The organism is Rubritepida flocculans DSM 14296 (assembly GCF_000425365.1).
In the GTDB taxonomy this organism is placed as follows: domain Bacteria; phylum Pseudomonadota; class Alphaproteobacteria; order Acetobacterales; family Acetobacteraceae; genus Roseococcus; species Roseococcus flocculans.
Genome location: NZ_AUDH01000005.1, coordinates 197138 through 222914, shown reverse-complemented (window position 1 = coordinate 222914; position 25777 = coordinate 197138). Strand labels below are relative to the sequence as shown.

Below are 25777 nucleotides of genomic sequence, written 5' to 3'. Positions count from 1 at the left end.
GCATCACCTTTCGGGCCTATGTCGAGCAGCACCTGGCGCCCGCGCTTGCGCCCGGCGACATCGTGATCTGCGACAATCTGCGATGCCACAAGTCACCGGGCGTGCGCGCCGCCATCGAGGCGCGCGGTGCCGAACTGCGCCACCTGCCGCCCTATTCGCCCGACATGAACCCCATCGAGCAGGTCTTCGCCAAGCTCAAGAACCTCGTCCGCGCGGCCGCGCCCAGGGACATCGAGACCTTGTGGAACACCATCGGCCAGAGCCTCGACGCCTTCACACCGAAAGAGTGCGCAAACTACTTCGCCCACTCAGGTTATCCACGAATGATGTGAAAATGCTCTAGCGCCTCGCCGCCACTGGCACGGGCCGCCGGAAGAAGATCAGCGGCACCGCGATCGCGAGCGCCAGCGCCCCGGCCAGGATGTATTTCACGTAGGAGAGCGCGGCCTCGTCGGCGATGGCTTCGAGGGCGATCACGAAGATCACCGTGCTGCCCAGGATGGACAGCCCGATCAGCCGCCCCGCCAGGGTCACCTCCCGCCTGGTCTCGGACATTCCCGTTCTCCCTCCGCGTGGAGGGGCGAGCCTAGCCCGGCCCGGCGCCTCCGCGCATCACAAGATGCGCCCGCCCGCGCGAGGGGGAAGCCCTCACCGCCCCGCGAAGAGCGCGGCGTAGAGCTCCGGACGGAAACCGAGCACCCGACGCTCCCCGAGATCGAGCACCGGCCGCTTGATGAGCGTGGGCTGCGCCAGCATCAGCGCCACGGCGCGCGCCTCGTCGAGCCCCGCGCGCTCGGCCTCGGGCAGTTTGCGGAAGCTGGTGCCGGCGCGGTTCAGCAGCGCCTCCCAGCCCAGCTCCCGCGCCCAGCCGCGCAGCCGCGCTTCCTCGAGCCCCTGTGTACGGAAGTCGTGGAAGCCGTGGGCGATGCCGCGCGCCGCGAGCCAGGCGCGGGCCTTCTTCACCGTGTTGCAGTTCGGGATGCCGTAGAGCGTGATCATGCACGGCCCATAGCGCCGCCGCCGGCCCGGCCCAAGCCCGGCGGGCCGCGTTGACCCGGCGCGAGAGGCTGGGCAAGCAGCCCCCATGCCCTCCTTCCTGTCCGCCCGGCGCTGGGCGCTGCCCTGCGGCCTCGCCGCGCTCGCCGCCCTCGTGGTCGCGGCCTGCGCCCCGGCCGCGCAGGCGGCGGGGCTCGCCCTGCTCTGCGCGCTGATGGTCCTGGCCTGCATCGGCTGGGGGCGGCTTCTGGCGCGCGCCCTGGGCCTGGCGCTGCCGGTGGAGATCGAACTGCTGCTGGGCTTCTGCGTGGCGGCCCATGCCCTCGCCCTGCCCGTGATGGCGCTGGGCTGGCCCATCGCGGCGCTGGGCGCGGCGCTCGGGGTCGGTGCGCTGGGCTGCGCGGCGCCGGCGCGCGAGGAGAGGGGCGGGGGCCTTCTTCTCCTCGGCCTGCTGCTGGCGGCGGGCTTCGCCCTGATCTGGGCGCTGGAGACGGCGGGGCGCGCCGCCTCCTTCCCCGCCGGCGGTCCCTACCGGCTCTGGATGGACGGCTTCATCCATGCCGGGATCATCGCCGAGTTCGGCGATCCGCGCAGCATCGGCCTGCGCAACAGCGCGATGGCGGGGGTGCCCGCGCCGCTCTACCACGCGGTGAGCCATGCGGTGGCGGGGCTGGCCGTGCGCGCGACGGGCATCGCCCCGCTCGACTCCCTCGCCGGGTTCTGGATGCCCTTCGGCATCTGGCTGACGGCGATGGGCGTGCTGGCGCTGGGCCGGGCGCTGGCCGGGGCGGCCGGGGGGGCGCTCGCCCTGGCGCTGCTCGCGCTGCTGCCCGATGCGGCGGCCTATGGGCTGCGCCACGGCTTCCTCTCCTTCCACTGGATGATGGAGACCTCCCCCGGCTCGCTCTACGGGCTGCCGGTGGCGCTGGGCTGCGTGGCGCTGCTGCGGCTGTGGCTTCTGGAGCGGCGGGCGGGGCTGCTCGCGCTCTCGGGCCTGATGCTGGCGGGGGTGTTCCTGCTGCGGGCGCATCTCTTCGTCTGGCTGCTCGCGCCCTGGTGCGTGGCGGTGTGGCTGGCCCTGCCCTGGCCGGCGCGGCGCTGGCGGCTGGCGCTGTTCGCGCTCGGGCTCGTCATCGCGCCCTTCGCCCTGCTCTGGATCGCCCGGGCGGAGGTGGAGGCGGTGGGGCTCACGGGCTTTCTCACCCGCTATCTGCACCATCTCCACCTCGGCTATCCGCCCACCGGGTATGACGGGCTCTATCTGCGGCTGACGGCCCGTTTCGGGCCCCTCGGCGCGCTGCCTGCGGGGCTCGGGCTCGCGCTGGCGGCGATGGGGGGGGTGTGGCTCCTCGCCTTCCTGCTGGGGGCGGCGCTGTCGGCCTCGAGGGGGCGCTGGCAGGCGGGGGATGGGCTGCCCTTCCTGCTGATGGGCTGGGCGATGGCGCTGATGCTGCTCGCCCCCACCCCTTTCCATGGCGATTTCACGGATTTCCGCCAGCGCGGCTTCGTTCTGGTCTATGCGCTGCTGGTGATCTGGACGGCGGCCTTCGCGCTGCGCCTCGCGCCCGGGCTGGGGCGGGGCGCGCCGCTTTCGGCGCTCGGCCTCGCCGCGCTGCTCTCCGCCGCCTTCTGGATGCCCGGGGCGAAGTCGCCGCGCATGGCGGGCATGGCCGCGCTGGCCGAGGTGACGCCGCGGCCCGGGCTGCGCGAGGCGGCGCAGTGGATGCGCGCGGCGCGGAGCCGGGGCGAGAGCTTCCTCCTCGCCGCGCAGAAGCCCGACGAGCTCTGGTTCGACGACGCCACGCTGCTGCTGGGCGCGAGCGGCGTTCCGGCCTGGCTTTCGCGCCCGGGGCTGGTGCAGCGTCGCGGCGGGGCGGTCGCGGAGATCGCGCGGTCGCGCCTTGGCCTCGCCGCCGAAATCCACGCCATGCCGGACCGCGCCGCCGCCTTCGCGCGCCTGGCGCGCGAAGGGGTGGGCTTCTACCTCGCCCCCGTTTCCGACCCGCCGGCCTGGGCGCCCGGCGGCGCGGGGGCGGACCATGCGGCGGGGGAGCTGCTCGGCTGGCGCGTGCCCGGCGCCGCCCGCTGACCGGCCTTGCCCCGTCCGAGCACATGCTTCTCGAGCAGATGCCAGGAGGCGAGGCCGAGGAGCAGCGAGATCGGCATGGACAGGGCGAAGTTCAGCGCCCCCCCGCCCTGCACGCCGATGGCCTGGATGAGAAGCTGCTGCACCGGGAAGGACCAGAGATAGATCCCGTAGGAGGGATCCCCCATCCGGCTCACCGCCGCCGGGATCCGCCAGGCGCACAGGCCGAGGGCGAGCACCGCATAGGGCAGGGCGAGGACAAGCAGCCCTTGTTGCGCCCAGAAGGGCAGGGGCAGATATTCGAGTGCGAGCAGCATGGCCGCCCCCGCCCGCCAGTCCAGCCAGCGCTCCATCCGCAGCACGGCGATGGCGGTGCCCACCACGAAGAAGGCCGCGAGGATGGAGGCCGCCCAGAAGGGCGTGCCCAGCACCACCACCTCGCGCGGGCGCAGGAGCATGGCGACGAGGAACAGCCCCACCGCCAGCGCGGTGGCGAGCAGCAGCAGCGGCCGCCGCGCGCCGAGCCAGACCAGCAGCGGCGCCATCGCGTACATCGCCACCTCCACCGGCAGCGTCCAGAGGCTGCCGTTCACCGCATGGGGCAGCGGGTGGTTCGCGAAGACGAGCGGCAGCGCGTAGGCCGCGTAGAAGATGATGTTGCCGAGGTAGCGGATGGTCTGCGCGTGGGTGATGTACTGCCAGAAGGGCAGGGGGGTGAGCAGCGGCCCGATCACCAGCACCGAGACCAGCACCACCAGGATCAGCGCCGGCCAGATGCGCCGCGCCCGGCGCAGCGCGAAGCGCAAGGGGTGCGGGTCGTTCATCCAGCTCCGCGCGATCAGGTAGCCGCTGAGGGAGAAGAAGATCAGCACGGCCAGGGTGGAGACGCTGTGTCCCAACAGCGCATGCGGCCGCTCGCCCACCAGGATGTAGGAATGGCCCAGCACCACCATTCCCGCCGCGATCAGCCGCAGGAAGTCGAGGTTGTTGGCGCGATGCCCGCTCATGGCGCGCGCCGGGCCAGGAACTGGGCGATGGTCAGCCCCGGTTCGGGCGGGCGCAGCCCGAGATCGGCCTGCACCTCTGCCGAGAGGGGCAGGAGCTGCTTGCGCCCCTCGATGAAGGCCCGCGCGGCGGCAGCGCGCGCGGCCAGCGCGGGCGGCGGCGCGCTGCGCCCGGCCAGGGTGTTGCTCTCGTCCGTCTTGAAGAAATACTCGCCGATCACCGTCCCGAGCAGGCCGAAATCCGCCCGATGCCGGGCGCAGACACGCAGCAGGAAGTCGTAGTCCTCCTCGAGCGTCAGATTCTCCTCGAAATGGAGTTCGCGCGGGGCGACGCGGCTGCGGTCCAGCACGAAGGAGTGGATGGGGCAGAAATTGCCGCGGAGGAGATCGGCGAGGCCCCTGCCATGGAAGGGCTGCGGCGCGGCCAGGACATGCAGGAAGTGCGGATGCACCTCTGCCCGGCGCACCAGGATGCCGGCGAAGGCGATGGCCGCCCCCGTGGCCTGCAGCCGCCCCACCAGCAGCCGATAGGCTTCGGGGTAGAGGATGTCGTCATAGTCGAGCAGCGCCAGATAGCGCCCCGTGGCGGCGGCGAACCCCATGTTGACCAGGGCGGAGCGCGCATCCGCAGGCTCTGGCGCCGCGTAGCGCAGGATCTCGAGCGCCGGCGCGCCGGGCAGGGCGAGCAGGGGCGCGAGGGCGGCGCGCACCGCCTCGGCCTGCTCGTCGCTGAAGCGCTGCAGCACGAGCAGGATGCGCAGCGGCCGATACTCCTGCGCCACCAGCGAGAAGACCGCCTGCTCCAGCTCGCCCAGCCGGCGCGGATCGTGGAAGCGGACGACGACGTCGAGCCCCGCCTCGGCGTGCGGCGCGCTCACCAGCGCGGCTCCGCGAAGGAGAAGCCGTGGCCGAACTCCGCCACCGCCCGCCAGGCCTCGGGAACGGGCGTCACCTCCTCGAGCGGGGCCGGGCTCTCGCCTGCCTCGCGCAGCTTCGCCGTCGCCCAGTCGCGAAACGCGGCCGAGCCCCATTTGGCGCCCAGACGCCGGCCCGAGGCGAGCATCATGCGCCAGGCGGCGGCCGAGGTGCTGCGGTTGGTGACGGCGTGCATGTAGAGGGCGGTGGGGTTGAGGCGCACCGCCACCCCCTGGGCGCGGGCGCGCCAGGAAAGGTCCACATCCTCGCAATACATGAAGAATCCCTCGTCGAAACCGCCGATGCGCTCCCACACCGCGCGCGGGATGGCGAGGCAGGCGCCCGAGGCCCAGGGCGTGTCGAAGCCCTCGGGGTCATAGGGTTTGGGGTGCTCGGCGGGGAACTGCCGCGCCTCGACCAGCGCCGCGCGCCCCGCGGCCTCGACCATGCGGGCCAGCGCCTCGATGCAGCGGGGGTGGAAGAAGCCGTCGGGGTTGGCGGCGATGTAGAGCTCCGCGCCCGCGGCGAAGGCCTCCTGCATCATGGCGTTGTGGCCCGCGCCGAAGCCGATGTTGCCGCGCGGCGCGAGGCGGCGCACCCCCGGCGGGGGCTCGAGCGGCGCGCCGTTGTCGAGCTGCAGCAGCAGGCCGCCGCCGAGCGGGGCGAGGGCGAGCCGCGCGCTCTCGAGGCAGCGGGCCACCTCATCGGGGGGGTTGTTGTAGGTCACCACGCCCACGGCGACGGAAAGGGCGGGCATGGGCAGGTCGAGGCCGAGCCGCGCCCGCTGCCGGGCCGGATCGGGGCGCGCGGAGGGGGTCGCGGCGCCGGCGGGCGCGTGCGCGCGGGGCGGGGGCGAGAGCTCCACCTCCCGGCCGCCGCGCAGCCGCGTGACCAGGGCGCGCAGCGGGCGGGTGATGCGCCAGCTCGTGCTCGCGCGCATGGCGTCGAGGAAGCCCTGCAGCCGCGCCGCCTCCGCCTCCAGCGCCGCGATCCGGGCCGAGAGGGCGGCGCGTTCGCGCTGCAGCGCCTCCTCCGCCGCCTCCACCGCCGCCAGCGCCCCGGCCGAGCGCCAGGCGTCGAGCTGGCTCGCCTCCACATAGAGGCTGGCGGAGGGCAGGCGCAGCGGCGCGTCCGAACAGGCGGCGAGCAGGTAGAGCGGCCGGGCGAAGCCCTGCTGCGCCTCGAAATGCGCCTCGCCGCGCCGGTCGAAGCTCAAGGCCGCGCCCATGGCCGGCGCGCCGCCCAGGGGCAGGATCGCCGAGCCCACCATGGGCCGCTGCCCGTAGAGGGTGACGTGGCGGAAGCGGCCCGAGAGGAGCGCCGAGAACTCGCGCTGGTCGAGCTCGCGCACATGGAAGGCGTTGGCGGGCCGGCCATCGGGCGAATACACATCGCGGTCGGGGGTGGAGAGCAGCAGCACGCCGCCCGGGCGCAGCACGCGGCGGATTTCCGCGAGGAAGGCCTCATGCTCGTAGAAATGCTCGAGCGTCTCGAAGGAGGCCACGAGATCCACCGAGGCGTCGGGCAGCGGGATGGCGCGCCCGTCGCCCAGGCGGAAGGAGAGGTTGGGCCGACGGTAGTTCTGCCCGGCGAAGCGGATGGCCTCCTCGGAGACATCCACGCCGATCACGCTCTCGGCCACCTGGGCCATCAGCTCCGCGCCGTATCCCTCGCCGCAGGCGATGTCGAGCACGCGCAGCCCGCGCGCCATCTCGCGCGCCAGGAAATAGCGGTGCAGATGCTCGATCTCGATCTGCCCATGGGCCGCGCCGGTCATGCGCTCCCCGGTGAAGCCCAGCGGCGCCGGGGGCTGCGCGCGCGTGAAGATCTCGCCCAACTCGCACTCCTCGCAGGCGGCCGCGCCGCCGTGACTTTCTATCCGTCGGCCGCGCCGAGCGACGCCCACAGCGCCGGCGCGGCCACCAGCGCCCCGTTGTGGTGGGGGTTGGCCACCGTCAGCTCCAGCGCATCGTCCGCCCAGTGGTGCTGGACATGCTGCGCCGGGCTTCCGGAGGCGAAGGCCACGCTCGCCACATAGCGGCCCGAGGCGAGCTCGGGCAGGCGGAAGCCGAGGCGCAGCAGCGCCTCCCGCCCCGCCTCCAGCCGCTCGCCGTGCAGCCGCGCGCCGGTGTTGGCGCCGAAGACGGGCTGGCCCAGACGGTCCTTCAGGGTGAGGCCGGCGATGGGGAAGGCCACCTCGCGACGCGGCGCGATCCGCATCTCGAGGACCGCCTCCTCGCCGCCCTGCCAGACGCCGGGGCTGTAGCCGGCGGCGTCGCAGAGGCGCAAGTGGGTGATGCGCGCATCGCCCGAGCCGTATTCCTGCCTTGCTGCGACAGGCCGCCAGCCCGGGGCCTCGGCGGCGGGCGCCGGGGCGGGCTCCTGCGCCGCGCCGGGCGGGGCGATGCCCATGGCCTCGGCCGCGGTGGCGGCGATATAGGCCTCCGCCACCTCCTTCGCGGGGCCGAGGCGGCGCATCCGCCCCTGTTCGAGCCAGAGCGCGCGCTGGCACAGCCCCAGCACCGCGCCCATGTCGTGCCCGCAGAACAGCACCGTGCCGCGCGCCTGGAAATCGCGCAGCCAGCGCAGGCATTTCTGCTGGAAATAGGCGTCGCCCACCGCCAGCGCCTCGTCCACGATCAGCACATCCGCGTCCACATGCGCGATGACGGCGAAGGCGAGGCGCATCGCCATGCCGGAGGAATAGGATTTCACCGGCTGGTCCACGAAATCGCCGATGTCGGCGAAGGCGAGGATCTCGGGCAGGCGGCGCTCCGCCTCCTCGCGGGAGAGGCCGAGCACGGCGGCGTTCATCAGCGCGTTCTCGCGCCCCGTGTATTCCGGGTTGAAGCCCGAGCCGAGCTCGAGCAGCGCCGCCACCCGCCCGCTCACCTGCACCTCGCCCGCGCTCGGCGTCAGCGTGCCGCACAGAAGCTGCAGCAGGGTGGATTTGCCCGCGCCGTTGCGCCCGATCACCGCGAGCGTCTCGCCGCGCGCCACCTCGAAGCTGAGATCGCGCAGCGCCCAGTGCTCGCTGTAGTAGCGCCGCTCGCGCGCCGGCAGGCCGAGGCGGCGCAGCAGCCGCGCCGCGGGCGGCTGGAGGAGCTGGCGCAGCCGGTGCTGCGGCGTGGGATAGAGCGCGTAGGCCTTGCTCAGATGCGCCACACGGATGGCGGGGGCTTCGGACATCGCCCGTTCAGGTCAGGCTGAACCAGAAGGCCCCGCCGGGGATGGAGGCCTGCCGCAGCGCCGGGATTTCCCAGAAGGGCGCGAGCACGCCGCGCAGCGCGGGTTCCTGCGAGGCGAAATGCACCGGCAGCTCGATCCGCAGCCGCGCCCCGCCGTGCAGCCAGCAGGCCAGCATGTACTGCTCGTTGTACCAGCGCCCGAGCCAGGCCTCGGGGTAGTCGTCGGGCAGGAAGATGTCGTGCACGCCGACCAGCGTGCCCGCGGGCAGGCGGGGCAGGATTTCGGTGAAGAACACCGTCACGTCGCTGTTCTGGAAGGCGCGGTGGCTGCCGTCGAAGAAGACGAGGTCGCCCGCGCCCACATCGTCGAAGACCGAGGCCGGCGCCTCCTCCAGCGTGGTGCGGATCACCTCGTCGCAGCGCTGGTCCACATCGGCGCGCGGGGCGGGGTCGATGGAGGTGATGCGCGTGGGCAGCCCGTGGTCGCGGATGGCGCGGCTGGCGAAGAGGGTGGAGTTGCCCGAGCCGATCTCCACATAGCGGCGCGGCCGGCGCGAGGCGACCATGCCGTAGAGCGCGATGGCGTCCATCGCGGGGAACCATTCCTGCACCCAGTGCGGCTCGCCGGGCGCCTCGCGCGCGGCGGTGATGCGCGCCATGGCGGGCGCGAAGGGCAGGAAGGCCTCGAGCTGGGCGCGGTAGCGGGGCGATTCGGCCTCCATGCGCGCGCGCAGCACCGGCTCCGAGGGCCGGCCCCAGCCATGGCGCACGCGCGGCGCGACGGGGTAGTCGATCACGATCTCCTGCTGCCCGGGCGCGAGCGGCGCGCGGCCCGAGGCGGCGAGCGCGGCCGCCTGGGCGTGCAGCCGGTCATAGAGATCCCCGCAGCCGAGCAGGCGCAGCACCCGCTCCCGCATCCCCCGTCCCTTGAGCCCCTGAGCCATTCCAACCCCCGATCCCCGGCGCGCGGGACGCTATACACGGGGTTTCGCCGCGGTCCACCGGCCCGGGGCCGGGGCGGCGCGCCCTCGCATTGGCGAAGAGGCGGGCAGGGCGGGGGCTGGCCGCCCGGATTCCGGGCGGTTCCGCCGCCCCGCGCAGGGCCGCGATGCGCCCCGCGCGGGTGACGGGCCGCGCCGGGGCGTGTAGGGCCGCGCCATTCGTCGTTGCTGCGCCGGGATGTTTTCCATGACCGAAGTGCTGTGGCTCCTGGCCCTCGCCCTGGCGATGGGGGCCACGGGGCTGTTCTCCGGGCTGCTCGCCGGGCTGCTCGGCGTGGGCGGGGGCATCGTCATCGTGCCCGTGCTGTTCACCGTCTTCCCCTTCTTCGGCATCCCGGAGAGCGTGCAGATGAAGCTCGCGGTGGGCACCTCGCTCGCCACCATCATTCCCACCTCCCTCGTCTCGGCGCGCAAGCATTTCGCCAAGGGCACGATGGACGTGGCGTTGCTGCGCTCGCTCGCGCCCTCGATCGCGCTCGGCGTGCTCGCGGGCACGCTGCTCGGGGTGCATGTGCAGGGGAGCGTGCACACCGCCGTCTTCGCGGCCATCGCCATGCTGGTGGCGGCCAACATGGCCTTCACCGGGGTGGACTGGCGGCTGCGCGACAGCTTCCCCACCGGCCCGGCGCGCCACGGGGTGGGCGGCTTCATCGGCGGCATCAGCGCCATGATGGGGATCGGCGGCGGCACGGTGGGGGTGCCGATCCTCTCCATGTTCGGCGCGCCCATCCGCTCGGCGGTGGCGACGGCGAGCGCCTTCGGGGTGATCATCTCCATCCCCGCTACGCTCGGCTTCGTCTATGGCGGCTGGGGCGATCCGGCGCTGCCGCCGCCCTCGCTCGGCTATGTGAACCTGCTGGGCGTGGCGCTGATCGTGCCGGCGAGCCTGATCGCCACGCCCTGGGGGGTGAACCTCGCCCACTCCATCCCGCCGCTGCTGCTCAAACGGCTCTTCGCCGGCTTCCTCGCGCTGACGGTGCTGCGGATGTGGTGGTCGCTCGCCACCTGAGCCTCCCCGCGGGAGGGGCGCACCGCCGCGCGCCCGGTGCTGCGGGCCGGCCGGCTGCGGCAGCCTTCCGCGCCGGTCATGAGCGACCGCCCGCCCGGGCTCAGCCCCGCAGCGCCTCGATCTGCGCGGGGTAGCCGGAGGGGTCGGTCCGCACGTCGAGCAGCTTCGGCCCGGGGGTGGCCCGCGCCTCGGCCAGGGCGGCGCGCAGCCCCACCGCGTCCTCGACGCGCCAGGCCGCGCCGCCCAGCGCGCGCATCACCCCCGCGAAATCCGCCTCCGGCCAGTCCAGCGCGCCCTCGGGCAGGTCGCGCGCGCCCTTCTTGATCTCGATGAGCGAGAGGGCGGCGTCGTTGAACACGATCACGGTGAGGTCGAGCCGCAGCGCCGCGGCGGTGGCCAGTTCGCCCAGGCACATCAGCAGCCCGCCATCGCCCGTCATCGCCAGCGCGCCCCGCGCGGGGTCGTGCCAGGCGGCGGCGATGGCGGCCGGCAGCGCATAGCCCATGGTGGCGAGCCCGTTGGAGATCAGCAGATCGCCGGGCCGGCGGCAGCGCCAGAAGCTGGTGCAGGCGAACATGTGCGCCCCCGCATCCACCGCAAGCCGCGGATCGGCGCCCAGGGCCTCCAGCGCCGCCTGCGTCTCGGTGACGATCTCGGCGGGGGCCATGCCGCGGTTGCCATGGGCGGGGACGAGAAGCGCCTGCGCCCAGGCCGCGCGCAGCGCCGCCACCCGCCCCGGCGGCCAGGGGCGGGGCGCGGCCCCCTCCGTCAGCGCCTCCGCCGCCTCCTCCCAGGCGCCGATCAGCGACAGGGCGGGCGGGGCGTAGCGCAGCGCCGGCGCGGCCTCGGCGAGTTCGAGGACGGGCGCGGCATAGCGCCAGGGCTGCGGGATGAACTCCACCGGATCGGCGCCGGCCAGCAGGATCAGGTCGGCCTCGTGCAGCAGCGGCGCCTCGGCCGCCCCGCCGGTGAAGACGCCGCCGAAGAGCGGGTGCGCGTCCGCGATCACCCCCTTGGCCTTGTAGGTGACGAGGGCGGGGCAGCCCAGCGCCTCGACGAGCCGGCGCAGCGCGGCCGTGCGGGCCGGGGCGGTCGCCTCCAGCCCCGCGATCACCACCGGCCGGGCGCAGCCCGCGAGCAGCCCGCGCGCCGCGGCGATGGCCTCGGGCCCGATCGCCGGCCGCGCCGGCGGCCGGAAGGGGGAAGGGGCCGCGCAGGGCGCGCGCGCCGCCTCGCCCGAGAGCTCGAGATAGGCCGGGCCGCGCGGCGCGCCGAGGGCGGCGGCCAGCGCCTCCGCCGCCGCCTCGCCGGGCGGCCTCGGCCCCGCGATCAGCCGGGCGCGGGTGACGGGGGCGAGCATCGCCGCCTGGTCGAAGCGCTGATGCGTGGCGAAGCCGGCCTCCCTGGCGCCGAAGCCATCGGCCAGCATGACCACGGGCGCACGCTCCAGCGCCGCATTGGCCACGCCGTTCGCCGCGGCCGAGACGCCGGGGCCGCGGGTGGTCAGCAGCCCCACCGGCCGCTGCGTCAGCTCCGCCAGGGCCGAGGCCATGATGCCCGCGCCCGTCTCGGTGCGCGCCAGCAGGAAGGGCAGCCCGGCGCGCTTGGCGGCCGCGATCAGATCGAGGCTCGACCCGCCGCCGGGCACGCCGAAGAGCGCGGGCATTCCCGCCGTCGCGAAGGCGCGGATCACCGCCTCCGCCCCCGTCATGTCCATGGACCGCCTCCCCTCGCCTGACCTCCGTACGGGCGCAGGCTGGCGCGCATGCGGGCAAAGGCCAAGCGGCGCCCGGCTTTTTCCGCCGGGCTGGCTTGCGCCCAGCGCAAGGCCTTGGTCAATTCGGGGCGGGAAGAGGGTTGGGGGAAAGGTGCGGGCCTTCGACGAGATGCGACAGGGGCCGGAGGGCCCGGTGCGCGGCGCCTATGCGGAGGTGGCGGCCTGGCTCGCCCGCACGCCGGCGCATGAGCTGGAAGCCAAGCGCGCCGAGGCGGAGCTGCTGTTCCGGCGCATCGGCATCACCTTCGCCGTCTATGGCGAGGGCGGCGATCCGGAACGCCTCATCCCCTTCGACATCATCCCGCGCATCCTGGGCCGCGGCGAATGGGAGCGCCTGAGCGCGGGCCTCGCGCAGCGCGTGCGCGCGCTGAACGCCTTCCTCGCCGACTGCTACGGGCCGCAGGAGATGCTGAAGGCCGGGCGCATCCCCGCCCGCCTCGTCACCGGCAACGAGCTGTTCCGGCCGGAGATGCTGGGCTTCACCCCGCCGGGCGGGGTGTACACCCACATCGCGGGCATAGACCTCGTCCGCACCGGCCCCGACGAGTTCTACGTGCTCGAGGACAATGCGCGCACGCCCTCGGGCGTCTCCTACATGCTCGAGAACCGCGAGGCGATGCTGCGCCTCTTCCCGAAACTCGTCGCGCGGCACCGGCTGCTGCCGGTGAACCGCTACCCCGAGGATCTGCTCGCCACGCTCAAGGCCGCCGCCCCCGAGCGCGCGGGGCCCGACCCGACGGTGGTGGTGCTCACGCCCGGCAGCTTCAACAGCGCCTATTACGAGCACTGCTTCCTGGCCGACGAGATGGGCGTGGAGGTGGTGGAGGGCGCGGATCTCTTCGTCGAGAACGAGGTGGTGTTCATGCGCACCACAGCGGGGCCGCGCCGCGTGGACGTGATCTACCGCCGCATCGACGACGACTTCCTCGACCCGCTCGCCTTCCGCCCGGATTCGATGCTGGGCGTGCCCGGGCTCATGGCCGCCTACCGCGCCGGAAACGTCGCGCTGTGCAACGCGCCGGGCTGCGGCATCGCCGACGACAAGGCGGTCTATCCCTACGTGCCCGAGATGATCCGCTTCTACCTCGGCGAGGAGCCGAAGCTCGCCAACGTCCCCACATATCTCTGCGAGCGCGAGGAGGACCGCGCCTATGTGCTCGCCCACCTGGACGAGCTGGTGGTCAAGCTCGCCCAGGGCTCCGGCGGCTACGGCATGATGATCGGCCCGCACGCCACCGCGGCCGAGCGGGCGGAGTTCGCCGCGCGCATCCGCGCCCGCCCGGCCGACTACATCGCCCAGCCCACGCTCGCGCTCTCCACCGTGCCCACGCTCTGCGCCAGCGGCATCGCCCCGCGCCATGTGGACCTGCGGCCCTTCGTGCTGAGCACGAAGGACGAGGTGCGCATCGTCCCCGGCGGGCTGACGCGCGTGGCGCTGCGCGAGGGCTCGCTCGTCGTGAACTCCTCGCAGGGCGGCGGCACCAAGGACACCTGGGTGCTGGAAAGCGACCCCGGCCAGGGGGGCGTGGCATGCTGAGCCGCACCGCGGACTGCCTGTTCTGGCTCGGCCGCTACACCGAACGCGCGGCCAATGTCGCGCGCGGCCTCTCGGTGACGCTGCGCATGGCGAGCCTCTCCTCCGAGCTCGGCGCGGAGCTCGACGCCTGGCGCTCTCTGCTGGTGGCGAGCGGCTGCGCGCCCGGCTTCGATGCGAAGCACGCCGAGACGACGCAGGAGAACGTCGTGGACTTCCTGGTCCGCGACCCCGACAACCTCTCGGGCATCATCCCCTGCTTCGCCGCCGCCCGGCACAACGCCCGCACGGTGCGCACCGCGCTGACCGTGGACATGTGGGGCGCGCTGAACGACACCTGGAACCAGATCCGCGCGGCGGAGTTCCAGGGCGAGAAGCTGCCCGGATTCCTCGAATGGGTGCGCGAGCGCGTGCTGCTGTTCAACGGCGCCGCGCAGGACACGATGCTGCGCGGCGAGCCCTGGCTCTTCGTGCAGCTCGGCACCGCGCTGGAGCGCGCGGACAACACCGCGCGCCTGCTGGACGTGAAGCACGACCTGCTCGGCCCCGGCAGCCAGGGCACGGTGGCCTACGGGCAGTGGCAGGCCATCCTGCAATCCGTCTCGGCGCTGCGCGCCTATCACTGGGTCTATCGCGACCGGCTGGAGGCGAAGCGGATCGCCGAGCTCCTCATCCTGCGGCCCGAGCTGCCGCGCAGCCTCGTCGCCTGCTTCGGCCGGGTGCTGGAGGTGCTGGAGCGCATCGCCGCCGGCCAGGGCGGGCGGCGGGGCGAGTGCCACCGCCTGGCGGGCGAATTGCACGCGCGCCTCGCCTACGGCCGCATCGGAGACATCCTGGAGGGCGGGCTGCACGCCTTCCTCACCGACATGATCGGCCGCACCGCGCGGCTGGGCGCCGAGATCGAGGCCTTCTACATCCGTCCCTGAGCGAAGGAGCGCGCGCATGACCTATTGCGTCGGCCTCTCGGTGGAGGAGGGGCTCGTCCTGCTCTCGGACACGCGCACCAATGCGGGCCTCGACAACATCTCCACCTTCTCGAAGATGCATGCGGTGGAGGTGCCGGGCGAGCGCGCGCTCGCGCTGATGACGGCGGGCAACCTCGCGGTGACGCAGACCGTCTGGAACCTGCTGCAGCAGGGCGTCTGGATGGAGGGGGCGCAGCTTCGCCTGACCGACGTGCACGACATGTTCGCCGCCGCCCAGCTCGTCGGCGCGGCGGTGCGCGAGGTGAACCGGCGCGACGGGGCGGCGCTGGCGCAGCAGGGCCTCGCCTTCGACTGCTCCTTCCTGCTGGGCGGGCAGATCGCGGGCGGCGCGCCGCGGCTGTTCCTGATCTACAGCGCCGGCAACTTCATCGAGGCGACGGAGGACACGCCCTTCCTGCAGATCGGCGAGCACAAATACGGCAAGCCCATCCTGGACCGGGTGCTCACGCCGCGCACCTCGCTGGTGGAAGGGGTGGCGCTGACGCTGATCAGCATGGACAGCACCATCCGCTCCAACCTCTCGGTCGGCCTGCCGCTCGACCTCACGGTGATCCGGCGCGACGGGCTGCGCCTCGCGGTGCGCCGGCGCATCACCGAGGAGGATGGCTATTACCGCAGCATCCGCGACGGCTGGTCGGAGGCGCTGCGGGAGGCCTATATGCGCCTCCCGCGGCCGGATTTCGTCTGAGAGGGGCGGCATCGCAGGCCGCCCGCCTCACCCCCGCGGGCTCCTCGCCCTCTTGCGCGTCAGGGCAAGCGGTCGCCCGCCACGAGGGAGCCCGCGCCGGAACGGAAAAGCCCGTCACACGGCCGGCGCCCGGCGTCCGATGGCGCCTCCTTCTTCCGGGCGACTGCGGCAGCGCAGGGAGGCGAGGCAAGAGGATCGTTGCGCCCCCCTTGCGCGGCGGGCGGCCCGGCCGGATGTAGGGGCGGGAAACATCCGGGAGACGTCCTCGCCATGCTGCGCCGCCGCCATGCGCTCGCCGCGCCCGCCCTGCTGCTCGCCCTGCCGGCGGGCGCGCAACCCACCTGGCCGCAGCGGCCGGTGCGCATCGTGGTGCCCTTCGGCCTCGGCGGCTCGGCCGACGTGGCGGCGCGCTTCCTGGCCGAGCCGCTGGCCGCCGCCTTCGGCCAGCCCTTCGTGGTGGAGAACCGCCCCGGCGCGGGCGCGACCATCGGCACCGACCAGGTGGCGAAATCCGCCCCCGACGGCCACACCCTGCTGCTGATGAGCAACACCCATACGGCGAACGAGACGCTGCTGCCCAGCCGCCCCTATGTGCTGATGCGCGACCTCGCACCCGTGGCCGCCATCAACATCGCCCACCACGCGCTGGTGGTGCATCCCTCCCTCGCCGCGCGCAGCGTGCCCGAGCTGGTGGCGCTGCTGCGCGCCCATCCGGGCCGCTTCGACTACGCCTCCAGCGGCCCGGGCACGCCCTATCACATCGCCGGCGAGGTGTTCCGCGCCATGGCGGGTGTGGAGGTGACGCATGTGCCCTTCCGCGGCTCCAACGAGGCGCGCACGGCGGTGATCTCGGGCCAGGTGCCCATCATGTTCGACGCCATCCCCACCATGCGCGAGCAGATCGCGGCGGGGCGGGTGCGCGGCCTCGCCACCACCGGCCCCGAGCGCAGCCCCCTGCTGCCCGAGCTGCCCACCGTGGCCGAGGCGCTGCCGGGCTACGAGGCCTCCATCTGGCTCGGCCTCATGGCGCCCGCCGGCACGCCGCGGCCGGTGGTGGAGCGGCTGAACGCCGAGGTGAACCGCATCCTCGAACTGCCCGCGACGCGCGAGCGCCAGCTCGCCGCCGGCGCGCAGGTCATGCCCATGACGGTGGACGCCTTCGACGCCTTCCTGCGCCGCGACATCCAGCGCCAGGCCGAATGGATCCGCATGGCGCGCATCACGGCCGGATGATCCGCTGCGCGCTGAACGGCGCGCCCGCCGCCCTGCCCGGGGGGATGACGCTGCTGCAGGCGCTGCGGGCGCAGGGGCTGAACACGCCGCGCTTCGGCTGCGGCGAGGAGCGGTGCGGCGCCTGCCATGTGCTGCTGGAGGGGCGCAGCACCCCCTCCTGCGCCCTGCCCGTCGAGGCGGCCGAGGGCCGCGCGGTGGTGACGCTGGAGGGCCTGGGCGGGCGGGCGGCGCCGCACCCGCTGCAGCGCGCCTTCCTGGCCGAGGAGGCGGGGCAGTGCGGCTTCTGCCTCGCGGGGATCATCGTCACCGCCGCGGCGCTGCTGCGCGAGAACCCCGACCCCGACGAGGCGAGCCTGCGCGCCGCGCTCGATCCGCATCTCTGCCGCTGCGGCAGCCACAACCGCATCCTGCGCGCGATCCGCCGCGCGGCGGCGGAGATGCGCGCGTGAACCTCGCCTTCCACGGGCCGGCGCCGGAAGGGGAGGGGGGGCCGCGCCTGCCCGGCAGCCTGAGGCTCAACCCGCGGCTCGAGCAGTGGCTCGCCTTCCACCCCGACGGCACGGTGACGATCCGCCCCGGCAAGGTGGAGCTGGGGCAGGGCATCCTCACCGCGCTGGCGCAGATCGCGGCGGAGGAGCTGGACCTGCCGCCCGAGCGCATCCGCATCGCGCCGACCGTGACGGGCGAGAGCCCGAACGAGGCCGTCACCTCCGGCAGCCTCTCGGTGCAGGAGGGGGGGATGGCGCTGCGCCAGGCCTGCGCCGAGGCGCGGGCGCGTTTCCTCTCGGTCGCCGCGCAGGCCTCGGGCGCGCCGCTCGCCGCGATCCGGGTGGAGGAGGGGCGCTTCATCGGCCCAGGCGGCGAGATCGGCTCCTACGCCGCCTTCGCCGGGCGCGGGCTGCTGGCGGGCGAGGCGCGCGGCGAGGCCGCGCCCAAGCCGCCCGCCGCGCGCCGCCTCGCGGGGCGGAGCCTGCCGCGGCTCGACCTTCCGGCCAAGATCTTCGGCGAGGCGCGCTTCCTGCACGATCTGCGCCTGCCCGGGATGCTGCACGCGCGCATGATCCGCCCGCCGCGCCCGGGCGCGGTGCTGGTCGAGGCGCCCGCCCATCCCGCGCTGTGGCGGGAGGGCGGCTTCCTCGCGGTGATCGCGGAGACGGAGGCCGAGGCCGAGCGCCTCGCCCCGCGCCTCGCCGCCGCCTGCCGCTGGCAGGGCGGGGCGGAGATCCCCGACGACCCGCAGGCCTGGCTCGACGCCGCCCCGGGCGAGGAGAGCCTGGTGGCGCGGCACGGCGCGCCGCCCGAGGGCGGGCGCATGCTGCGGCGCCTCTTTCGCCGGCCCTTCCTCGCGCATGGCTCGGTGGGCACATGCTGCGCGGTGGCGCTGTGGGAGGGGGGCGTGATGCGCGTCTGGAGCCACGCCCAGGGCCCCTACAATCTGCGGGCCGATCTGGCGAAGGTGCTGGGCCTGCCGGAAGAGGCGGTGGTGGTGGAGCACCGCGAGGGCGCGGGCTGCTACGGCCACAACGGGGCGGACGACGTGGCGCTCGACGCCGCGCTCGCCGCCCGCGCCCGGCCCGGCCGGCCGGTGCGCGCGCTGTGGACGCGCGCGGAGGAGTTCGCTTCCGCCCCGCTCTCGCCCGCCATGGCGGTGGCGGTGGAGGCGGTGCTGGACGAGGCCGGCACGCTCGCCTCCTGGCGCAGCCATGTGCGCTCCAACGGCCATTCGGGCCGGCCCGGGCGCGGGGCCGTGCCGGTGCTGCTGGCCGCGCCGCTGCTGCCCGGCGGGCGGCCCGTCCCGCCCAGCCAGGACGCGCCGCTGGCCGGCGGCGGGGGCGCGCAGCGCAACCAGATCCCGGCCTACCGCACGCCGCATCTCGAGGCGCGGATGACGCGGCTTTCCGAGATGCCGATCCGCTGCTCCGCGCTGCGCGGGCTCGGCGCGCTGATCCATGTCTGGGCCATCGAGAGCGTGATGGAGGAGCTGGCCGCGATGGCGGGCGAGGATCCGCTCGCCTTCCGCCTGCGCCACCTCGACGACCCCCGCGCGCGGGAGGTGCTTCTCGCCGCCGCCGCCATGGCGGGCTGGGAGGGGCGGGCCGGGCTGCCGGAGGGCGAGGGGCTCGGCCTCGGCTTCGCGCGCTACAAGAACAGCGGGGCCTGGTGCGCCGTGGCCGCGCATCTGCGCGCCGAGGAGCGGCTGCGCTGCCTCTCGCTCTCCATCGCCTGCGACATGGGCGAGGTGATCAACCCCGACGGGGCGGAGAACCAGCTCGAAGGCGGCGCGCTGCACGCCGTCTCCATCGCGCTGCACGAGGCGGTGCGGATCGGCGAGGGGCGGGTGCTCTCGGATTCCTGGGCCGCCTATCCGGTGCTGCGCTTCCGCGACGCGCCGGCGGTGGCGGTGCGGCTCATCGCCCGGCCCGAGGAGCCGCCCCTCGGCGCGGGCGAGGCCAGCATGGGCCCCACCATCGCCGCCATCGCGAACGCCGTCCACCAGGCGCTGGGCGTGCGGCCCGAGCGCCTTCCCTTCACGCCGGAGAATCTCTGAGTGGCCACGCTGCGCCTGACCCTCGCCTGCACCCTCTCCGACCGCACGCGCCCCATCCTCGACGGGCGGGTGCGCGTGCCGGGGGTGGAGTTCATCGCCCTGCCCGGAGAGCCGGAGGACATCTTCCGCCGCGCGCTGCGCGACCGCGCCTTCGAGGTGAGCGAGCTCTCCATGGGCAGCCACATCACCACCACGGCGCGGGGGGATTCGGCCTATGTGGGCGTGCCGGTCTTCCTCTCCCGCGCCTTCCGCCACGGGGCGATCTGGATCCGCACCGGGCGCGGCATCTCCCGGCCCGAGGATCTGGCCGGGCGCTGCATCGCCCTGCCCGAATACCAGCAGACGGCCGCGCTCTGGGTGCGGGGCATCCTGCGCGAGGAATACGGGATCGACACGCGCGCCATCCGCTGGCGCATCGGCGCCGAGCGCATCGCCATCGCCCTGCCCGAGGGGTTCGACGTGGCGCCGCTCGGCGAGCCGCCCGAGCAGGCGCTGCGCGAGGGGCGGGTGGATGCGCTGATCACGCCCCGCCCGCCCGCGCCCCACCCGCAGGTGGCGCGGCTCTTCCCCGATTACGCGGCGGCCGAGCGGGCCTGGTTCGCACGGAGCGGCTTCTTTCCCATCATGCACTGCCTCGCCCTGCGGCGGGACGTGGCGGAGGCCCATCCCTGGCTGCCGGTGGAGCTGTTCCGCGCCTTCGCGGCCGCGCGCCGCCTCGCCCTCGAGGAGCTGCGGCTGAGCAATGTGCTGCGCGTCTCGCTGCCCTGGATCGCCGCGGCGATGGAGGAGCAGGAGCGCGCGATGGGCGGCGATGTCTGGCCCTACGGTTTCGCGCGCAACCGCGCCGAAATCGCCGCGATGATCCGCTTCGCCCGGGCCGACGGGCTCGCCGCGCGCGAGATCGCGCCGGAGGAGCTGTTCCACCCGAGCACGCTCGGCGAAGCCGCGTGACGGGCGCGCGGGGCGCCGTCTAACCTCGGCCGCGACAGCACGGGAGGAAGGCCATGCAGATCAGGCTCGATGGGCGGCGCGCGCTCATCACCGGGGGCTCGAAGGGGCTCGGCCTCGCCATGGCCAAGGCCTTCGCCGGGGCGGGAGGGCATGTCGCGCTGGTGGCGCGCGGAGAGGAGGCGCTGGCCGCCGCCCGGGCCGAGGTGCAGGCGGCGGCGCCGGGCGCGCGGGTGGCGGCGATTTCCGCCGACATCCGCACCGCGGAGGGCTGCGCCCGGGCCTTCGGCGAGGCCGAGGCCGCGCTCGGCCCGCTCGACATCCTGGTGAACAACGCCGGCACCTCGCAGCGCGGCCCCTTCCTCGACATCAGCGACGCCGCCTGGCAGGAGGATCTGGACCTCAAGCTCTTCGCCGCCATCCGCCTCTGCCGGCTGGCGCTGCCCGGGATGCGGGAGCGGCGCTGGGGGCGCGTCATCAACGTGCTCAACATCGGCGCGAAGGCCCCGCTTGCGGCCTCGACGCCGACCAGCGTGAGCCGGGCGGCCGGCATGGCGCTGACCAAGGCGCTGGCCAACGAGTTCGCGCCCCACAATGTGCTGGTGAACGCGCTGCTGGTGGGCATCATCGAGAGCGACCAATGGGTGCGCCGCCACGCCTCGGATTTGCGGGGCCTCTCCTGGGAGGCCTGGAAGGAGGAGCAGGGGCGCAGCGTGCCGCTCGGGCGCATCGGTCGGCCGGAGGAGTTCGCCGCGCTCGCCCTGCTGCTGGCGAGCGAGCAGGGCGGCTATGTCACCGGCACGGCGATCAATGTGGATGGCGGGCGCAGCCCTGTGGTGTGATTTTTCGAAAATACACTTGCGTAGAGTGATATTCTGGAATAGCACGCTGCCATGCGTGCTATTCTCTCCCCGCGACCCCTGCTCGCCCTCCTGCCCTTCTCCGCCGGCCTGTGGTGGTTCGGCGCCGGCCCCGGTGCGGGGCTGCTGCCCCACTGGATTCTGGGCGCGGCGATCGGCGCGCTGCTGCTCGCCGCCAGCTTCAGCTTCGCCGCGGCCTTCCGGCGCTTGATCGCCGAGGGGCGCGGGGCCGGGGCGCGGGCCATCCTGCTCGCGCTGGCCGCCGGGCTGCTGCTCTTCCTGCCCAGCCTGGCGGCCGGGGAGCTGTTCGGGCAGCCGGTACGGGGGCTGTATTTTCCCGTCGGCGCGGCGTTGATTCTGGGGGCCTTCCTATTCGGGGTGGGGATGCAGCTCGGCGCGGGCTGCGCCTCGGGCGCGCTGTTCACGGCCGGCACGGGCGAGGCGCGGCCATGGCTCACCCTGCTCGGTTTCGTGGCGGGGGCGACGCTGATGGCCTGGGCGCTGCCGCTGACCGAGGGCTGGCCCAACCTTCCCCCGGTGCGCCTGCCCGAGAGTCTCGGCTGGGCGGGGACACTGGCGGCGGGGCTGCTGCTCGTGGCGCTGCTCTGGCTCGGGCTGAACGCCTGGGAAAGGCGGCGGCACGGGGCGGTGGAGCGGCTGGTGGACAGCCCCGCGGGGCGCTGGCTCCTGCTCGGCGCGCTGGGCCTCGCGTTGCTGGATGTCGCCACGCTTTGGCTGCTGGGGCGGCCCTGGGCCATCACCTCGGCGCTGCCGCTCTGGGGCTCGCGGCTGCTGGAGGCGACCGGCTGGGGCGAGCCCGCCTTCTGGCCCTATTGGGAGGAGCCGACGCGGGCCGAGCTGCTGTTCCGCCCGCTCGATCAGGACCGCACGGGGGTGATGAATCTCGGCGTGATCGCGGGCGCGGCGGTGGCGGCGGGGCTTGCGGGGCGCTTCCTGCGCGGCGGGCCCTGGCCCGGGCTGCGGCCGGCGCTCGCGGGGGTGCTGGGAGGCGGGCTGCTCGGGGTGGGGGCGGTGCTCGCCAACGGCTGCAACATCGGCGCCTTCCTGGGCGGGGCCTTCTCGGGCAGCCTGCATGGCTGGCTCTGGCTGCCGGCGGCGCTGGCGGGCAATGCCGTGGGGCTGTGGCTGCGCCCGGCCTTCGGGCTCGCGGGCGGTCTCGCGCTCTCCTGGCGTGGAATCGGGCCGCGGGGGGCGGTGGCGCAGCCGGCGCGCTGAGCGCGGCCAGCCCGCCCGAGCCGGCGGCAATAGCCGGCGGATTGCCTGCCGGATAGGCAGAAAGCATCCCGATCCGGCGTTTTGCCTTCTCGCGCGGCATGGACCAGGGTCGCCGCCACGGGCATCTCCTCGCCACGCACAGGGAGATTGCCATGGCCCGCCTCTTCGGACGCGACAGCACCGCCACCGCCTGCGCCTGCGGCCAGACCCATGGAGCCGGCTTCCGATGCGCCGAGGCCCCGGCGGACGGCACCGGCGCCTTCGGCCAGGCGGTGAACGAGGCGGCGCTTCGCGCGGCCTTCCCCAACCCCGCCACGCGCCGCACCCTGCTGAACGCCTTCGGCGCCGGCACGCTGCTCGCGGCGCTGGAGGGCGTGCTGCCGCTCGGCGACGCCCGCGAGGCCCTGGCCCAAGGGAGCGGCGCGCCCGAGAAGCGCGATCTCAAGATCGGCTTCATCCCCATCACCTGCGCCACGCCCATCATCATGGCAGACCCGATGGGCTTCTATCGCCGCCATGGGCTGAACGTGGAGGTGATCCGCACCGCCGGCTGGGCGGTGATCCGCGACCGCTCCATCGCGCGCGAATACGATGCGGCGCACATGCTGGCCCCCATGCCGGTGGCGATGTCGCTCGGCATCGGGGTGGCCCAGCCCATCCCCTTCGCGGTGGCCGCCATCGAGAACATCAACGGCCAGGCCATCACGCTCGCCAACAAGCACCGCGAGCGCCGCAACCCGCGCGACTGGCGCGGCTTCCGCTTCGCCGTGCCCTTCGACTTCTCGATCCACAACTACCTGCTGCGCGCCCTGGTCGCCGAACACGGCCTCGACCCCGACCGCGACATCCAGATCCGCGCCGTGCCGCCGCCCGAGATGGTGGCCAATCTGCGCGCGGACAACATCGACGGCTTCCTGGGCCCCGACCCCTTCAACCAGCGCGCGGTGTTCGACGGCGTGGGCTTCATCCATGTGCTCACGCGCGAGCTCTGGGACGGGCATCCCTGCTGCGCCTTCGCCGTGCCGCGCAGCATGGTGACGGACACGCCCAACACCTACGCCGCGCTGCTGCGCGCCATCGTCGAGGCCACCGCCTATTCCGACAACCCGGCCAACCGGCGCGAGGTGGCGAACGCCATCCACGGGCCGAACTACCTCAACCAGCCGCTGACGGTGGTGGAGCAGGTGCTGACCGGCACCTTCGCCAACGGGCTCGGCCAGGTGGTGCGCCAGCCCAACCGGATCGGCTTCGACCCCTTCCCCTGGCATTCCATGGCGATCTGGATCCTCACCCAGATGCGCCGCTGGAACCAGCTTCAGCGCGACGTGGACTGGGCGGCGGTGGCGGAGCAGACCTTCCTCGCCCTCGACGCCGGCCGCGCGATGCGCGATCTCGGCCTCGCCGTGCCGGAGAGCCCGCTGCGCACCGAGACCATCCTCGGCCGCAGTTTCGACCCGCGCCAGCCCGAGGCCTATATGGCGGGCTTCGCCATCCGCCGGAACTGAGGCGATGACGGCGGGCGTTCCCTTCTGGCGCGCGGCGGCGCTCTCTCTCGCGCTGCTCGCCGCGCTGCTGTTCGGCTGGGAGATGGCGGTGAAGGGCGCCGCCACCGGCGGGCCCGCCGTGGATCCCGAGCTTGCGGCGCTGCTCAGCCCCGCCGCGGCCGCGGGCGGGCAGAGCGCGATGCCCGCGCCCTCGGAGATCGGCGCGCGCCTTCTCTACCTGCTCTCCGATCCCTTCCACCAGCGCGGCACGAACGACCAGGGCATCGGCATTCAGATCGCCTGGTCGCTCTGGCGCGTCGCGGCGGGCTTCACGCTGGCGGCGCTGGTCGCGATCCCGCTCGGATTCCTGATCGGCATGAGCCCGCTGCTCAACGCGGCGCTCAACCCCTTCATCCAGGTGCTGCGGCCCGTCTCGCCGCTCGCCTGGATGCCGCTCGCGCTCTACACGATCAAGGACAGCAGCATCTCCTCCATCTTCGTCATCTTCATCTGCTCGGTCTGGCCCATGCTGCTCAACACGGCCTTCGGCGTGGCCAGCGTCCGGCGCGAGTGGCTGAACGTCGCGCGCACGCTGGAGGCCGGCCGCTGGAAGACCGCGCTGCGCGTGATCCTGCCCGCCGCCGCGCCGACGATCCTCACGGGCATGCGCATCTCCATCGGCATCGCCTGGCTCGTGATCGTGGCGGCGGAGATGCTCGTGGGCGGCACGGGCATCGGCTACTGGGTCTGGAACCAGTGGAACAACCTCTCCATCGCCGACATCGTGATCGCCATCCTGATGATCGGCCTCGTGGGCCTCGCGCTCGACCGGCTGCTCGGCCTCGTCGCGCTCTGGGTGGCGTGGCAGGAATGAACGCGATGACCCCCCCGCTGCCCGCCGCGGCGCGCTACGTCTCCATCGAGGGGATCGCGCGCCGCTTCCCGGGCCTGACCGTGTTCGAGGACGTGTGGTTCCACATCGAGCGCGGCGAGTTCGTCTGCCTCGTCGGCCATTCGGGCTGCGGCAAGACGACGATCCTCAACATCCTCGCCGGGCTCGACCAGCCGAGCGAGGGCGCGGTGGTGGTGGACGGGCGCGAGATCACGGGCCCCTCGCTCGACCGCGCGGTGATCTTCCAGGGCCATGCGCTGATGCCCTGGCTCTCGGCGCTGGAGAATGTGGCCTTCGCCGTCTCCTGCCGCCATCCCGACTGGGAGAGGGGCCGCGTGCGCGAGGCGGCGCGCGCCGCCCTCTCCCGCGTGGGGCTCGCCCAGGCGGCGGAGCGCAAGCCCGCCCAGCTCTCGGGCGGCATGAAGCAGCGCGTGGGCATCGCGCGCGCGCTGGCCGTGAACCCCAAGCTGCTGCTGATGGACGAGCCCTTCAGCGCGCTGGATGCGCTCACGCGCGGCACGCTGCAGGAGGAGGTGAGCCGCCTCGTCACCGAGGCGGGGCAGACGGCCTTCATGATCACCCACGGCGTGGACGAGGCCATCCTGCTCGCCGACCGCATCCTGCTGATGACCAACGGCCCCGAGGCGCGGGTGGCGGAGATCGTCCACAACACGCTGCCGCGCCCGCGCGAGCGCGCGAACCTGCACCACATGCCCGGCTACCACGCGCTGCGCGACCACATCATGGATTTCCTGATCACCCGCAGCCGCACCCTGGCCGGCAAGCCGCCCGAGGGCTGGGACGCCCGCCGCCCGCCCGTGGTGGCGCCCGCCGCCGCCTGATTTCCCACCACCGCCGACGACCCACAGGAGTGACCGCGATGACGCGCGCCGACCTCACCGAGAAGATCCTCGACATCAAGCGCGAGAAGGGCTGGAGCTGGAAATACATCTGCGAGGAGATCGGCGGCGTGGCGCCCACGCTGATCGTGGGCGCGCTGCTCGGCCAGATGAAGCTGGTGAAGCCGCTGGCGGCCAAGGCCGCGAAGCTCTTCGGCCTCAGCGAGGCGGAGGAGCGCATGCTGAACGAGGTGCCCTATCGCGGCACGCCCATGCCGCCCACCGACCCGCTGATCTACCGCTTCTACGAGATGGTGATGGTCAACGGCCCCGCCTGGAAGGCGCTGATCGAGGAGGAGTTCGGCGATGGCATCATGTCCGCCATCGACTTCGACTTCGAGTTCGAGCGCATGGCGCACGAGAAGGGCGACCGCGTGAAGATCACCATGACGGGCAAGTTCCTGCCCTACAAGTATTACGGCAACGAGCAGGGCATCCCGGCCTACGGCTACAAGGAGGAGTGATACGGCCGGCGGCTTCGCCGGACGTATCG

24 protein-coding genes are annotated in these 25777 nt (G+C 73.8%); 16 read left to right on the top strand and 8 right to left on the bottom strand.

What is annotated here, in order from left to right:
* Positions 1-332: transposase (locus H596_RS0107655; RefSeq protein ID WP_027284376.1), on the top strand; the 332-nt coding region annotated here is incomplete at its 5' end.
* A 7-nt stretch (positions 333-339) separates the two neighbouring features.
* Here H596_RS0107655 and H596_RS0107650 read toward each other — a convergent pair.
* Positions 340-555, bottom strand: a complete 216-nt coding sequence (locus tag H596_RS0107650; protein WP_027284375.1) for a hypothetical protein — start codon at positions 553-555, stop codon at positions 340-342.
* A 93-nt stretch (positions 556-648) separates the two neighbouring features.
* A complete protein-coding gene (locus H596_RS0107645) occupies positions 649-999 on the bottom strand; it encodes an ArsC family reductase (protein ID WP_027284374.1) in 351 nt (116 codons plus the stop codon).
* Positions 1000-1084: 85 nt separating this feature from the next.
* Here H596_RS0107645 and H596_RS0107640 point away from each other — a divergent pair, with 85 nt between their 5' ends.
* On the top strand, positions 1085-3085 hold the full coding sequence (locus tag H596_RS0107640; RefSeq protein ID WP_027284373.1) for a hypothetical protein: 2001 nt from the start codon (positions 1085-1087) through the stop codon (positions 3083-3085).
* On the opposite strand, the gene H596_RS20650 is transcribed toward H596_RS0107640, so the two are convergent.
* The 5 genes from H596_RS20650 to H596_RS20640 are packed head-to-tail and all read right to left on the bottom strand — an operon-like array spanning position 2977 to position 9133.
* Positions 2977-4089 carry an acyltransferase family protein gene (locus tag H596_RS20650; RefSeq protein ID WP_051212601.1) on the bottom strand — a complete coding sequence of 371 codons (1113 nt, stop codon included), beginning with the start codon at positions 4087-4089 and terminating at the stop codon, positions 2977-2979. The genes H596_RS0107640 and H596_RS20650 overlap by 109 nt on opposite strands.
* A complete protein-coding gene (locus H596_RS0107630; RefSeq protein WP_027284372.1) occupies positions 4086-4964 on the bottom strand; it encodes a glycosyltransferase in 879 nt (292 codons plus the stop codon). The genes H596_RS20650 and H596_RS0107630 overlap by 4 nt, the downstream gene beginning before the upstream one ends.
* On the bottom strand, positions 4961-6838 hold the full coding sequence (locus tag H596_RS22820; protein WP_051212599.1) for a methyltransferase domain-containing protein: 1878 nt from the start codon (positions 6836-6838) through the stop codon (positions 4961-4963). The genes H596_RS0107630 and H596_RS22820 overlap by 4 nt, the downstream gene beginning before the upstream one ends.
* 38 nt (positions 6839-6876) lie before the next feature.
* Complete coding sequence (locus H596_RS20645) at positions 6877-8190, bottom strand: ABC transporter ATP-binding protein (RefSeq protein ID WP_051212597.1); 1314 nt, start codon at positions 8188-8190, stop codon at positions 6877-6879.
* Between the two features lie 7 nt (positions 8191-8197).
* Positions 8198-9133 (bottom strand): class I SAM-dependent methyltransferase, encoded by a 936-nt coding sequence (locus H596_RS20640; RefSeq protein ID WP_211225259.1) that lies wholly within the window; start codon positions 9131-9133, stop codon positions 8198-8200.
* A gap of 244 nt (positions 9134-9377) precedes the next feature.
* Here H596_RS20640 and H596_RS0107605 point away from each other — a divergent pair, with 244 nt between their 5' ends.
* The gene (locus H596_RS0107605) at positions 9378-10199 is read left to right on the top strand and encodes a sulfite exporter TauE/SafE family protein (RefSeq protein WP_084602625.1); all 822 of its coding nucleotides are present in this window, start codon (positions 9378-9380) and stop codon (positions 10197-10199) included.
* A 100-nt stretch (positions 10200-10299) separates the two neighbouring features.
* Here H596_RS0107605 and H596_RS0107600 read toward each other — a convergent pair whose 3' ends face one another.
* Positions 10300-11916, bottom strand: coding sequence for a thiamine pyrophosphate-binding protein (locus tag H596_RS0107600; RefSeq protein WP_027284370.1), 1617 nt, complete (start codon positions 11914-11916; stop codon positions 10300-10302).
* A gap of 151 nt (positions 11917-12067) precedes the next feature.
* On the opposite strand from H596_RS0107600, the gene H596_RS0107595 reads away from it, so the two are divergent.
* The 13 genes from H596_RS0107595 to cynS all read left to right on the top strand — a co-directional run bounded on the left by H596_RS0107595 (position 12068) and on the right by cynS (position 25748).
* Positions 12068-13513 (top strand): circularly permuted type 2 ATP-grasp protein, encoded by a 1446-nt coding sequence (locus tag H596_RS0107595; protein ID WP_027284369.1) that lies wholly within the window; start codon positions 12068-12070, stop codon positions 13511-13513.
* Positions 13507-14436, top strand: a complete 930-nt coding sequence (locus H596_RS0107590) for an alpha-E domain-containing protein (protein ID WP_027284368.1) — start codon at positions 13507-13509, stop codon at positions 14434-14436. Before H596_RS0107595 ends, H596_RS0107590 begins: the two co-directional genes overlap by 7 nt.
* Positions 14437-14452: 16 nt before the next feature.
* On the top strand, positions 14453-15184 hold the full coding sequence (locus H596_RS0107585; RefSeq protein WP_027284367.1) for a proteasome-type protease: 732 nt from the start codon (positions 14453-14455) through the stop codon (positions 15182-15184).
* Between the two features lie 270 nt (positions 15185-15454).
* Positions 15455-16417, top strand: a complete 963-nt coding sequence (locus tag H596_RS0107580) for a tripartite tricarboxylate transporter substrate binding protein (protein ID WP_027284366.1) — start codon at positions 15455-15457, stop codon at positions 16415-16417.
* Positions 16414-16866, top strand: coding sequence for a (2Fe-2S)-binding protein (locus tag H596_RS0107575; protein ID WP_027284365.1), 453 nt, complete (start codon positions 16414-16416; stop codon positions 16864-16866). The genes H596_RS0107580 and H596_RS0107575 overlap by 4 nt, the downstream gene beginning before the upstream one ends.
* A complete protein-coding gene (locus tag H596_RS0107570; RefSeq protein ID WP_051212595.1) occupies positions 16863-18965 on the top strand; it encodes a xanthine dehydrogenase family protein molybdopterin-binding subunit in 2103 nt (700 codons plus the stop codon). The genes H596_RS0107575 and H596_RS0107570 overlap by 4 nt, the downstream gene beginning before the upstream one ends.
* Positions 18966-19916, top strand: a complete 951-nt coding sequence (locus H596_RS0107565) for a substrate-binding domain-containing protein (protein ID WP_027284363.1) — start codon at positions 18966-18968, stop codon at positions 19914-19916.
* Between the two features lie 53 nt (positions 19917-19969).
* Entirely contained in the window at positions 19970-20755 is a 786-nt protein-coding gene (locus H596_RS0107560; RefSeq protein WP_027284362.1) for an SDR family oxidoreductase, read from the top strand.
* 51 nt (positions 20756-20806) lie between these two features.
* A complete protein-coding gene (locus tag H596_RS20635; protein WP_051212593.1) occupies positions 20807-22009 on the top strand; it encodes a YeeE/YedE thiosulfate transporter family protein in 1203 nt (400 codons plus the stop codon).
* 152 nt (positions 22010-22161) lie between these two features.
* The gene (locus tag H596_RS20630) at positions 22162-23514 is read left to right on the top strand and encodes a CmpA/NrtA family ABC transporter substrate-binding protein (protein ID WP_051212591.1); all 1353 of its coding nucleotides are present in this window, start codon (positions 22162-22164) and stop codon (positions 23512-23514) included.
* 4 nt (positions 23515-23518) lie between these two features.
* Positions 23519-24367, top strand: coding sequence for a nitrate ABC transporter permease (gene ntrB / locus H596_RS0107545; protein ID WP_027284361.1), 849 nt, complete (start codon positions 23519-23521; stop codon positions 24365-24367).
* Positions 24368-24372: 5 nt separating this feature from the next.
* Positions 24373-25227 carry an ABC transporter ATP-binding protein gene (locus tag H596_RS0107540; protein ID WP_027284360.1) on the top strand — a complete coding sequence of 285 codons (855 nt, stop codon included), beginning with the start codon at positions 24373-24375 and terminating at the stop codon, positions 25225-25227.
* 38 nt (positions 25228-25265) lie between these two features.
* Positions 25266-25748 carry a cyanase gene (gene cynS, locus H596_RS20625; RefSeq protein ID WP_051212588.1) on the top strand — a complete coding sequence of 161 codons (483 nt, stop codon included), beginning with the start codon at positions 25266-25268 and terminating at the stop codon, positions 25746-25748.
* The last annotated feature ends 29 nt before the right edge of the window (positions 25749-25777 follow it).

What these genes read in the sequence shown, in the direction of transcription:
- H596_RS0107650 (WP_027284375.1), bottom strand. Translation starts at nt 555, where the DNA reads ATGTCCGAGACCAGGCGGGAGGTGACCCTGGCGGGGCGGCTGATCGGG.
- H596_RS0107645 (WP_027284374.1), bottom strand. Translation starts at nt 999, where the DNA reads ATGATCACGCTCTACGGCATCCCGAACTGCAACACGGTGAAGAAGGCC.
- H596_RS0107640 (WP_027284373.1), top strand. Translation starts at nt 1,085, where the DNA reads ATGCCCTCCTTCCTGTCCGCCCGGCGCTGGGCGCTGCCCTGCGGCCTC.
- H596_RS20650 (WP_051212601.1), bottom strand. Translation starts at nt 4,089, where the DNA reads ATGAGCGGGCATCGCGCCAACAACCTCGACTTCCTGCGGCTGATCGCG.
- H596_RS20645 (WP_051212597.1), bottom strand. Translation starts at nt 8,190, where the DNA reads ATGTCCGAAGCCCCCGCCATCCGTGTGGCGCATCTGAGCAAGGCCTAC.
- H596_RS20640 (WP_211225259.1), bottom strand. Translation starts at nt 9,133, where the DNA reads ATGGCTCAGGGGCTCAAGGGACGGGGGATGCGGGAGCGGGTGCTGCGC.
- H596_RS0107605 (WP_084602625.1), top strand. Translation starts at nt 9,378, where the DNA reads ATGACCGAAGTGCTGTGGCTCCTGGCCCTCGCCCTGGCGATGGGGGCC.
- H596_RS0107600 (WP_027284370.1), bottom strand. Translation starts at nt 11,916, where the DNA reads ATGGACATGACGGGGGCGGAGGCGGTGATCCGCGCCTTCGCGACGGCG.
- H596_RS0107590 (WP_027284368.1), top strand. Translation starts at nt 13,507, where the DNA reads ATGCTGAGCCGCACCGCGGACTGCCTGTTCTGGCTCGGCCGCTACACC.
- H596_RS0107585 (WP_027284367.1), top strand. Translation starts at nt 14,453, where the DNA reads ATGACCTATTGCGTCGGCCTCTCGGTGGAGGAGGGGCTCGTCCTGCTC.
- H596_RS0107580 (WP_027284366.1), top strand. Translation starts at nt 15,455, where the DNA reads ATGCTGCGCCGCCGCCATGCGCTCGCCGCGCCCGCCCTGCTGCTCGCC.
- H596_RS0107575 (WP_027284365.1), top strand. Translation starts at nt 16,414, where the DNA reads ATGATCCGCTGCGCGCTGAACGGCGCGCCCGCCGCCCTGCCCGGGGGG.
- H596_RS0107560 (WP_027284362.1), top strand. Translation starts at nt 19,970, where the DNA reads ATGCAGATCAGGCTCGATGGGCGGCGCGCGCTCATCACCGGGGGCTCG.
- H596_RS20635 (WP_051212593.1), top strand. Translation starts at nt 20,807, where the DNA reads ATGCGTGCTATTCTCTCCCCGCGACCCCTGCTCGCCCTCCTGCCCTTC.
- H596_RS20630 (WP_051212591.1), top strand. Translation starts at nt 22,162, where the DNA reads ATGGCCCGCCTCTTCGGACGCGACAGCACCGCCACCGCCTGCGCCTGC.
- ntrB (WP_027284361.1), top strand. Translation starts at nt 23,519, where the DNA reads ATGACGGCGGGCGTTCCCTTCTGGCGCGCGGCGGCGCTCTCTCTCGCG.
- H596_RS0107540 (WP_027284360.1), top strand. Translation starts at nt 24,373, where the DNA reads ATGACCCCCCCGCTGCCCGCCGCGGCGCGCTACGTCTCCATCGAGGGG.
- cynS (WP_051212588.1), top strand. Translation starts at nt 25,266, where the DNA reads ATGACGCGCGCCGACCTCACCGAGAAGATCCTCGACATCAAGCGCGAG.